The following is a 10,350-nucleotide window of genomic DNA, read 5'->3' as shown; positions in this document are numbered from 1 at the left end:
CCCCGCCCCCGCCCCGCCCCCGCCGCTCCACCCGGCCCCGCCCCCGTACGGCACCCCAGCACTGAACCCCACCGGCCCTGAACCCCCACCGGCCTTCCCCCCACCGGCCCTACACCCCCACCCCCCGGAACGTGCTGCGATAGGCCCGCGGCGAGACCCCCAGCGCCGCATGCAGATGCTGCCGCAGCGAAGCCGCCGTCCCGAACCCCGTCTCCGCCGCGATCCGATCCACCGTCAGCTCCGTCTCCTCCAGCAACTGCCGGGCCCGCTCGATCCGTTGCCGGGTCAGCCACTGGAGCGGCGAGACCCCCACCTCCTCCCGGAACCGCCGGGTGAAGGTCCGTACGCTCATCGTCTCCCGCGCCGCCAGCTCCCGCAGGCTCAGCGGCCGGTCCAGGTGCTCCAGCGCCCAGGCCCGCGCCGCGCTCGTCGACGACAGCTGCGGTTCCGGCACCGGCCGCCGTATGTACTGCGCCTGCCCGCCCTCCCGGTGCGGCGGTACGACCGTCCGCCGCGCGACGTCATTGGCCACCGCCGCCCCGTGATCGCAGCGCACCATGTGCAGACACAGATCCACACCCGAGGCGACCCCGGCCGCCGTCAGCACACCGCCCTCGTCCGTGTACAGCACGTCCGGATCCAGTTCGACGGCCGGGAACATCCGCCGGAAGTCGTCCACCGACCGCCAGTGCGTGGTGGCCCGCCGCCCGTCCAGCAGCCCCGCGGCGGCCAGGACGAACGCCCCCGTGCAGACCGACGCGATCCGCGTCCCCGGCCGGATCCGCGCCAGCGCCGCGGCCATCCCCGGACTCAACCGGCCCCCCGGCTGCCCGTCGAGCTCGTAGTCCACCCCGGAGGCCGGCACCACCACCGTGTCCGCGTCGTCCAGCGCCTCCGGCCCGTGCGCCACGTTCACGGTGAAGTCGCTGTCCGTGGGCACCTCTCCGGGCTCCGGCGTGCACGTCACCAGCTCGTACAGCCGCTCCCCGGCCGCCGACCTGGCCTCCCCGAAGATCCGGTGCACGATCCCGACCTCCATCGGCAGCATCCCCGGCCGCACCAGAACCGCCACTCGGTGCCGCCGCAGCCCCGCCGTCTCCCCCGCCGTGTCCCCCACACCAGCCATGACCCCATCCCCTCCCACGGTCCGCCCGCCCCCCCGATGGCCCGATCCTTGCACATACTGACCTTCCGGCCACTCGTCCCGCCGCCCGTCCGCCCCGGAAGGTGGACGCCATGAAGGTCCTCTGGCTGTTCGCCCACCCCGACCACCGGTCCCTGAGCGGCTCCCTCAAGGCGGAGGGACTGCGCACCCTCGAAGCCCACGGCCACCAGCACCAGGTCTCCGACCTCTACGCCATGAAATGGAACCCGCTCGTCGACGCCGCCGACTACGGCACCCACGACCCTGCCGACCGCCTCCACATCGCCGACGCCTCCGAACACGCCCACGCCGCAGGCAGGTTGAGCCCGGACATCGTCGCCGAACAGGAGAAGGTCACCTGGGCCGACACCCTCGTCGTCCAGTTCCCCCTCTGGTGGTACGGAATGCCCGCCATCCTCAAGGGCTGGTTCGACCGCGTCTTCATCAAGGGCTTCGCCTTCGGCCACAGCGACCCCGCCACCGGCCGCCCGCGCCGCTACGGGGGGGCCCCGCTGGCCGGCAAGCGCGCCATGGTCGTCGTCACCGCCGGCGCCCGCGCCGCCACCCTCGGCCCCCGGGGCGTCAACGGCGACCTCAACGACCTCCTCTTCCCCCTCCAGCACGGCACCTTCTGGTACACCGGCATGTCCGTCGCCCCGCCCCTCCTGATCCCCAGCGCGGACCGCACCACCCCCGACACCTACGAAACCGCCGCCACCCGCCTCCGCGACCGCCTGCTCACCCTCCCCACCACGGAACCGCTCCCCTTCCGCCACCAGAACACCGGCGACTACGACGACGATCTCCTCCTCCACCCCCACCTGACCCCGGTACCCCCCACCGGCCCCGCCGCCCACTACACCTCCCCACCCCCACCGACCCACCCCTGACGCCGACCCGCCCACGCCCCCGACCCACCGCACGCACAAAAAAGCCGCCGCCCCAGCAGATGAGATCAACTCTCATCCACTGGGGCGACGGCGTCAGTAGCGGGGACAGGATTTGAACCTGCGACCTCTGGGTTATGAGCCCAGCGAGCTACCGAGCTGCTCCACCCCGCGTCGGTACCCCCAACCCTACGCGACCCCCGACCCATCACCTAATCCAATACGCCCCCCACCTCCCCCACACCCCAACTACCCCTGATCCCACACCCGTTGAGACACCCCCCAGAGCCCACCCCCTCAAAACCGACCCCACATCCCTACTGCCACCCTTCCCTCATGACGAGTCAGCAGCAGCCCGCACCCCGCCCCCAGCACCTGATCGCGGTCACCGGCAACAGCCCCGGCGTCGGCAAGTCAACGCTCTGCCGTTCCCTCGTCGGCTGGCTCAGGGGGTCCGGTGCCACCGTGGAGCACTTCGAGGAAGCCGACATCCTCACCCACCCGGCGTTCCGCCCCGTGGCCGACGAGTTCGGCGCCGGCGCCCACAGCGTCCGCCCGCAGACCCTGGTCTCCGCCACCGCCGCCTACGTCACCGGCACCCGCACCGCCGGCACCGACTATCTCGTCACCGACGCCCTGCTCCCCTTCATCCCCTCCCTGGTCGCCTGGGGCCACGACGAGCCGGCCATCGCCCGGGTCCTCCAGGACCTCGCCACCGCCGTCCAGCCCACCCGCATCACCGTCCTCCACCTCCAGGACGACCCCACCACCGCGCTCCGCCGCGCCATCGACCGCGAGGGCCCCGCCTGGGAGGACTGGTACATCGCGCGGCTCGCCGGCTCCCCCGGCACCCGCTCCGTCCACGACCTCGCCTCCGCCGCGGCCCACCTCCGCGACGAATCCACCCTCACCCACCGCCTGCTGGCCGCCACCCCCTGGACCGTCATCCCCATAGACGTCACCACCCGGGACTCCGCCGCAACCGCCCGGCACGCCCGCCAGCGACTCACCACAGCCCTGAACCTCACCGCCCCGTAGCCGACCGTCGGGCCGGAAGCCACCGCCCCACGGCCGTCTTGCGCCAACTCACCGTCCGTGGTGCCCTCGATACGAAACGCCCGGCCTCAGGGGTGCTCCGTGAAGGAACAGAAAGCAGAAAAAGCCAGAAAAACTCAGAGAACCGGTCGCCGAACCCTGGACCAGGAGCGGCAAGAGCCGCCGCTACGCCAACCGCCCCGCCCCGAAAGGCGAAGCGGTCACCCAGTACAACCGCCACAACGGCGAACCCCACAGCCTCCTCAAGGAGTTACGCACCACCGCCACCGCCACCGCAAAACTCCCCGAACGGCACCGCACCCCAACCCCGCCCACCACACAAAGAATTCCCCCACGACGGAGGATCGCATGCCCGCTTACGTCATCGTCAACGTCGATGTGCGCGACGAGGAGGCTGCCTTGGCCTACGCACCCGTGGCCCAGCAGTCCGTACTCAGTCACGGTGGCCGTTACCTCGTCGCGGGACCCACCCCGGAGCCCGTCGAAGGCACCTGGGATTCCTCCCGCTTCATAGTCCTCGAGTTTCCCGACATGGACCGGATCCGTGAGTGGTACGACTCCCCGGAATACCGGCACGCCCGGGCGATACGAGAAGGCAAGATTCAGGTAGGGATGCTGTTCGTCGAAGGCACACTGCCCGACGGCCTCTCCGGCCCGGCCTAGGCCCGGCCTAGCCTCCTGGCCAACGCAGTGGCCCACCCGCGAGAACCCCCTCTCACAGCCTGCGTGCTCGCTGCCGCGCACTCCCCACACCGGGTTCCTGCTGCACTCCACCTCTGTACGACACGGCAAAGCCCCCGCCCGGAGAAGGAATCCGGCGGGGCTTTGACCTGCTGTGCGCTCGGCAGGATGCGCACCCACCGCGATGTACCAAGGCCCTGGTCCGCGATGGGTGGCGCCACCGGTTGCGCCACGGGCGGAGGCATGTTGCGTTGGAAGTGACAAGTGCCAGGTGTATATGGTCCAGGGCCGGCCTGCGAGGCCACTTGGTGCCCTGCGACGGCCCCGCACGGATGCCGGAAGCATCGACATCCCGAAGCATCGACATTCCGAAGCATCGGCATTCCCATGTACGCGAAGACCTGGCGATCCGGCCCGATCAGCGTGGGCGGTCACGTACGAGAGGGAGAAAAACCATGAGGACCCAGCATGTAGAGGAAGTACTCGGCATGGCGGCGGCGGAAGTGCCGGAGGGGTGGACGCTCAAGGGATCCGCGAGAGTGGTCGATGGCTGGGTGCGGCTGATACCCGACAAGAGCTGGCAGGTCGGCGCCGCAGTACACAATGCCGAAAGGCTCAGCACAGAGCGCATCACCGCCGAGTTCGAACTCGCGGTCCACGGAGGCCAACTCTCCGACGGAATCGCCATCTACCTCATCGACGGCAAGGCAGCAGCCAGCGCCGACGCGTGGGGTGGCGCTCTGGGCTACGCCGACTTCCACGGGGACGCGGACAGAAAGAAGCCTGGCGTCAATAACGGATACGTCGGCATAGGTCTCGACTGGTACGGCTCATTCTCCAGTCCCGATCACGCCGGCACCGGAGGGCCCGGGAGCCAGCCGAATCACGCGGTCATCCGGGGCGCGGGGAATGCCGGCACCGGCTTCCCCTACCTGACCGCAGCCCCCATGCCACGGCTGGACATGCCCCGGTCGGACCCGGCACGCATCCTGGTGTCGGTCCACAACCGCAAAGTCACCGTCCGGCGACATCACCGGACGACCGGCTGGACCACCCTGATCGACGGCTACCTCCTGCCCGACGGCACCGTGCCCCAGACACTACGCCTCGGCATCTCCGGCTCCTCCGGCCAGCTCTGCGCCAACCAGGAGATCCGCAGCCTGGCGTTCATCCCCACCGGACGCCGGATCCGTGCCGACTTCGCCGTCAAGCCTGCTGAGAGCGAGCGCCTGCGCCTCGAATTCTTCAGGAAGGGGGAAGTCGACGCGAAACTCACCTCAGGTGACCCGGCCCAGGACTTCGGCGTCATGACCGACGTGCCCGTCCAGGTCATCGTCCAGCAGGTCGAGTGGCCCCACGAGGTCGTGGGCAACGGATCCGCGTACTTCCGGTACGACCCCCAGAACGACCAGATCCTCATCGACCCCAAAGCCGGCGAACTTCCCAAGGAACTGACCTTCAACAACCCCGGTCCCAACAGGTACGAGTTCCTGTGGACCAAAGGCTGACCGAACTCGCGGCACACGCGAACCGGACTCCTGAACCCCCTTGCCCTCCCGGCCGGTGACAGGCCGAGAGGGCAGGACCACTCTGCTCTCGCGATCCGCGCAACGACTTTGAGCCGGAGCCGCTTTGGGCCGGAGCCGCTTTGAGCGGGAGCCGCTTTGGTGCGGGTGATCACGGCCCGGTACGCCGGCCCGCGGATCGGGCAGACTTCTGGAGAAAATTGCTACTCAGCGAGGCATGGGACTGTCGGTCGTGACACGAACTTCCCAGCACACACCGGAAGTTCATCCGCCTCCCGGTCGGCCGGGCCAGATCCAGCGAGCGGACCGTCAGCCCCTCCACCGCGAGACCGAGACGGAGACCGAGGAGTCGGAGGAGTCGGAGGAGTCGGAGGAGTCGGAGGAGTCGGAGGAGTCGGACGACTTCTCGCCCCTGCCGGCGCGCTGCCTCGAAGCGCTCCGGATACGTCGCGCCCAGAAGACCGGCGACCGTAAGGCGGCCGACGACCTCTGGCAGGACAGCCACGACCTGATCTTCACGACGAAGCACGGCACCCCGATCGAGCCGGGGAACCTCACCCGCATGTTCACACTGCGCGCCCGCCGTGCCGGGCTCCGGGTCATCCCGCTGCGGAACACCCGGCACACGTACAGCTCGCTCCTGGTCGCCCTGAAGGCTCACCCGAAGGTCGCCCCACGGATCCTCCGGCACTCACCGATCGCGATGACGATGGAGGTCTACGACGACGGGAGGTCTACGCGGAGGCGAGTGACGCAGAGGTGCGCGAGGCGCTGGCCAAGCTGTCCGGTGCCGTGGACGGTAGCGGCTGAGCTGGTTGCTGTACTTCACTGCTGTATCGCACGACAAAGCCCCCGCCCGGATAACCCGGCGGGGGCTTCGACCTGCTGTGCGCTCGGCAGGATTCGAACCTGCAACCTTCTGATCCGTAGTCAGATGCTCTATCCGTTAAGCTACGAGCGCTTGGCTTTCCGGCGGTTTTTCTTGCCGGTCGGCGTTGCGGGAACAACATTACATGACCTGCGCCGCCAGGTGAAATCCGATTCCCGTACCCGACCTGACCTGCGGAAATGCCGTTGGAGGCGACGGGCGAGGGCGGGTGATCCCAGGGGGAGTCGTCGATGATCTGGACGAAGTTCGGGCGGGTGTAGCCCTCTTCGGGGCCGGGTGGGCGGCGACGCCTGTGACGGGGGCCACTTCCAGTTGCCGTGCGGGTGCGGGATCCGGGCGGGCGGAGGGGCGTGCCCAAGCCGTGGAGGGGTTCGTCCCGGCAGTGGCGGTGGTGGAGCACGGGGCCCGGGGCCCCGGGGGCGCTCCCGGGTGGCACCGGCCGCGCCCAGCCCATACGACGGGGCTCGAATCTTGGAATGGCCTGGAATGACCTGGAATGGCCTTGAAACGACTCAGGCCCTGATCGTGAGCGATCAGGGCCCGGAGTGGAAGAAGGAGCGGAGGCGGAGGGATTTGAACCCTCGATGGGCGGTAAGACCCAAACCGCATTAGCAGTGCGGCGCCATAGACCGGACTAGGCGACGCCTCCCCACACCTCACGCGCACAAGCGCGCTGTGGTGTGTCCAGATGATGGCACAGCCCCAGGGGCTGTCTCCAATCGCCCCCTACGGTACTAGGCCCGCGGGCCACCCGGCAAAGACGTTCCTGCGGCGCAACGTCGGGGGCGGCGGTGCGTTAGGAGTGACAGGGCCGTGCGGCGATCCGCGTGTCGTGCGCCCCTGGCGCGTACCGACCGGGTACCGCCCCGTACTCGCCTCCCTGGAGCCCGTGATGCCGTATCGCCGGACGTCGTCCCTCTTCGCCGCGGCCACCGGTGCCGCCACCGCCGCCGTGGCCCTCGTCTCCGCGCTCGCCCTGGCGCCGGCCGCCGCTGCCGCCCCGATCCCGCTGCCGGACCACCACTCCGCGGACGGCCTGACGCGTGCCGGCCACCATGCGCCCGCCGGGGCCCACGGCGGACACGCCGACCACCTCACCGTCACCGTCGCTCACTCCGGCTCGGCCCGTACGGACGGCACCTTCGAGCTGTACTGCCACCCCGCTCGGGGCACCCGTCTCGACGCGGCGCGGGCCGCGCGGGCCTGCGCCGAGCTCGACCGGATGACGCGCTGGGGCCGTGACGCGTTCGCCCCCGTGCCGCAGAGCGCGCGGTGCACGATGATGTACGGCGGTCCCGCCACGGCGCATGTCAGCGGGACCTGGGCGGGACGCCGCGTCAACGCCGACTTCCGGCGTACCGATGGGTGTGAGATCGACCGCTGGGGCCGCTTCGAACCCATGCTCCCGTCGACGGTTTCGTGACCCGGTTCGTGCCGTAGTAGCGCGCCAGGTCAGGACGCGGGGCACATGTCGGGCGTGCGGTGAGTCGCGCAGTGGCGCGGCATAACCTCGCCGTCATCCGCCTCCGCGTCGCCGGGAAGTGCCCGTAGACTCCATCCCAGCGACCCGCCGGGCGGGTCGGCAAGGTGCGGTAACAGGGAGGAAGCGTCGTCGTGAGCAGCAGGCCATCCCGAGGCGCTGCTCGCCTCGCAGCCATACTCGACGCCCTCCCCGACGCGCTGTTGCTCGTGAACTGCAACGGCACCGTCGTCAACGCCAACACCATCGCGCTGGAGACCTTCGAGGCGCCGGGCACCGCCCTCGTCGGGCGCGGGCTGCTCGACCTCCTGCCGTCCTTCGACTCCAAGCGGATCCCCGGCTCCATGCGGCGCCGGGAGGAGGAGATGGCGGACCGGACGAAGCCGACGCGGATGGTGGCGCGGCGTACGGACGGGTCCGAGCTGCTGGTCGAGGTGACCAGCGCCAATCTGGAGGACGGCCGCACCCCGTACGAGTCCGCCTTCGAGGCCGCGTACGCCGACCACCGCAACGGCTACACCGGCGACGAGCTGCTGATGCTCGTCGTGCGGGACCTGACCGGGACGGTGGACACCGAGACCGAGCTGGCCCGCCAGCAGCGGCAGACCGAGATGATCCTGCGGGCCGCGGCGGAGGGTGTCGTCGGGGTCGACTCCGAGGGCAAGGTCGTACTCGTCAACCCGTCCGCCGCGCAGATCCTGGGCTACCGGGCGAGCGAGCTGGGCGGCAAGGAGCTGCACCCGCTGATCCACCACTCGCGGTCGGACGGCTCGGCGCTCCCGTGGGAGGACACGCCGCTCGCCGACACCCTCAAGTCCGGGCGCAAGCACCGGGTGCGCGGGCAGGCGCTGTGGGCGAAGGACGGCCGTTCGGTGTCGGTCGACCTGACGACGGCGCCGGTGCGGGACGGCGACCAGCTCGTGGGCGCCGTGATGACGTTCACCGACCGGCGGCCGTACGACGCGCTGGTGGCACGGCACGCCCAGCTGCTGGCGGTGCTGGGGCAGTCGCTGCGCGGGCCGCTGGAGGAGCTGAGCGGTGAGCTGGGCACCCTGGCGTCCGACCCGGCGGGCCAGCTGTGGCCCGAGGCGAACCAGATCCTGCACCATCTCGCGGCCGGGCACGCCCGGATGACGACGCTGGTGGACAACGTCCTCAGCTACCAGCGGCTGGACTCCGGCAAGGAGAAGCTCAACCGCGTGAGGGTCTCGCTGGACGCGGTGGTCGCGGCCGGTGTGGAGGGCGCGGTCGAGCTGATCGGCCCCGGGCGGGCGCAGTTCGCGGTGCATGCGCCGCCGATAGCGGCGATGGTCGATCCGGAGCGGCTGGCGCAGGCGCTGTCGCATCTGATCGCGGACGTCGCGGGGGTGGACTCCACGGGGCGGATGCCGGTCGGTGCGCCCGCCGTCGGGGCGGGTGGCCGTCCGGGGCCGGTCGCCGGTGACTCGACGATCGTGGTGGCGGCGGCCAAGCGCGGCGAGGTCGTACGGATCGAGGTACGCGGGCCGTACGGGGGCGGCGATCCGGTCCATGAGCCGCTGGTGCGCGGGATCGTCCGGCTGCACGGCGGGCTGATGCAGACACACGAAATGCCGGGGGCGCCGGGCGGGGCCGGCGCGGGCGGCAGCGCGTATGTGCTGGAGCTGCCGGTGCTGGTGGACGACGCGGCGCCGGGCGGCAAGGACGGTAGGGACAGCAAGGACAAGGCGGCGGACGGGGCCGGCGGCGGGGACACCAGCGGGGGCCCCGGTATCCCGGCGACCGCCGCGGGTGCGCCCGGGACCGACGGCCGCGGGCAGCGGGGCGGCACCGGCGGGGCCGGGGAGCAGCTCGCGGGCGCACCGGACACCGCGGGCGCGGCGCAGCCGACCGGGCGCCGGCGGGCCCGGCATTCGGGCGCGGAGCAGGCGCCGGGCAGCAACACGGGCGGGGCTCCGCAGGGGCCCGCGGGAGACGGTACGCAGGGCGCGGGGCTGCCGTCGGGCATGGCGGGGGCCGAGGCGGTACCGCCGAGCGGCCGGCGCCGGGCGCGGCAGGCCCCGGAGGGCCGGGCCGCGCTGCCCGCGCTGCCGTCCGGGGCACCGGCGGCTGCCGGACGTCCGGAGCAGCGGCCGACTGCCGGTCCGGCCCCCGCGCTGGAGCCGGCCGGTGCGCCGGGGCACGGGCTGACGCCGGCGGTGGCGCCGGCGCTCGGGCCGGTGCCGCCGCACGGGCCGGCCCAGGGCCGACTTCCCGGTCAGCCGCAGGGTTCGGTGCCGGCGCAGGCGGCGGGACGGCGGGCGCGCCGGGCGCTGGCCGAGGCACCGGGCCGGGCCGACGCGACGGCCGCGGACCCGAACGCGCCGCAGCAGCCGGGCGGTTCCGCGGCACAGCCGGCCGCCGGGCCGCGTACGCCGTTCGCGCTGCCGCCCGCGGCGGCGGACCGGAACCCGCAGGACCGGGCGGGGCAGCCGGCGCCGGCGCTGCCCGCGGTCGCCGGGCCGCAGCCCGCGCAGCCGGCCGGACCGCAGGAGGGTGCCGGTACGGGGCGCCGCCGGGCGCGCCGTCCGGTGGCCGGCGGACCGGAGCAGGCGCCCGGCGCGCAGCCCGGCAGCGAACCGGAGGCCGCCGCCAACTCCCCTGAGACACAAGGCGATTGGGCCGCCCCACCGGCGGAGCCGACCGGCCGGCGCCGGGGGCGGCGGGCC

At 71.9% G+C, this 10,350-nt stretch carries 7 protein-coding genes and 3 tRNA genes; 6 read left to right on the top strand and 4 right to left on the bottom strand.

What is annotated here, in order from left to right; translation table 11 throughout:
* Positions 1 to 109 precede the first annotated feature (109 nt).
* Positions 110 to 1,126, bottom strand: coding sequence for a GlxA family transcriptional regulator (locus RZ84_RS19120; RefSeq protein WP_043265317.1), 1,017 nt, complete (start codon positions 1,124 to 1,126; stop codon positions 110 to 112).
* Positions 1,127 to 1,236: 110 nt separating this feature from the next.
* On the opposite strand from RZ84_RS19120, the gene RZ84_RS19115 reads away from it, so the two are divergent.
* Positions 1,237 to 2,034 (top strand): NAD(P)H-dependent oxidoreductase, encoded by a 798-nt coding sequence (locus RZ84_RS19115; RefSeq protein ID WP_043265316.1) that lies wholly within the window; start codon positions 1,237 to 1,239, stop codon positions 2,032 to 2,034.
* 97 nt (positions 2,035 to 2,131) lie between these two features.
* On the opposite strand, the gene RZ84_RS19110 is transcribed toward RZ84_RS19115, so the two are convergent.
* Positions 2,132 to 2,205 (bottom strand) — tRNA-Met (locus RZ84_RS19110).
* Positions 2,206 to 2,367: 162 nt separating this feature from the next.
* Between RZ84_RS19110 and RZ84_RS19105 the strand changes: the two genes are divergently transcribed.
* The 3 genes from RZ84_RS19105 to RZ84_RS19095 all read left to right on the top strand — a co-directional run bounded on the left by RZ84_RS19105 (position 2,368) and on the right by RZ84_RS19095 (position 5,276).
* Entirely contained in the window at positions 2,368 to 3,069 is a 702-nt protein-coding gene (locus tag RZ84_RS19105) for a hypothetical protein (protein WP_241777763.1), read from the top strand.
* A gap of 366 nt (positions 3,070 to 3,435) precedes the next feature.
* A complete protein-coding gene (locus tag RZ84_RS19100) occupies positions 3,436 to 3,750 on the top strand; it encodes a DUF1330 domain-containing protein (RefSeq protein WP_043265315.1) in 315 nt (104 codons plus the stop codon).
* A 473-nt stretch (positions 3,751 to 4,223) separates the two neighbouring features.
* The gene (locus RZ84_RS19095) at positions 4,224 to 5,276 is read left to right on the top strand and encodes a hypothetical protein (RefSeq protein WP_157878856.1); all 1,053 of its coding nucleotides are present in this window, start codon (positions 4,224 to 4,226) and stop codon (positions 5,274 to 5,276) included.
* A gap of 906 nt (positions 5,277 to 6,182) precedes the next feature.
* Here the strand turns inward: RZ84_RS19095 and RZ84_RS19085 are convergent.
* Together RZ84_RS19085 and RZ84_RS19080 are read right to left on the bottom strand one after the other, a co-directional pair.
* Positions 6,183 to 6,255: transfer RNA gene (locus tag RZ84_RS19085), tRNA-Arg, on the bottom strand.
* 486 nt (positions 6,256 to 6,741) lie between these two features.
* Positions 6,742 to 6,832 (bottom strand) — tRNA-Ser (locus RZ84_RS19080).
* A gap of 243 nt (positions 6,833 to 7,075) precedes the next feature.
* Here RZ84_RS19080 and RZ84_RS19075 point away from each other — a divergent pair.
* Positions 7,076 to 7,606 (top strand): SSI family serine proteinase inhibitor, encoded by a 531-nt coding sequence (locus RZ84_RS19075; protein ID WP_043270285.1) that lies wholly within the window; start codon positions 7,076 to 7,078, stop codon positions 7,604 to 7,606.
* A gap of 191 nt (positions 7,607 to 7,797) precedes the next feature.
* Positions 7,798 to 10,350: PAS domain-containing protein (locus RZ84_RS41405; RefSeq protein ID WP_241777762.1), on the top strand; the 2,553-nt coding region annotated here is incomplete at its 3' end.

The organism is Streptomyces sp. CT34, assembly GCF_000805335.1.
Classification (GTDB): domain Bacteria; phylum Actinomycetota; class Actinomycetes; order Streptomycetales; family Streptomycetaceae; genus Streptomyces.
Note: the sequence above shows the minus strand (reverse complement) of the source record. Positions and strands in the feature narration are given on the sequence as shown.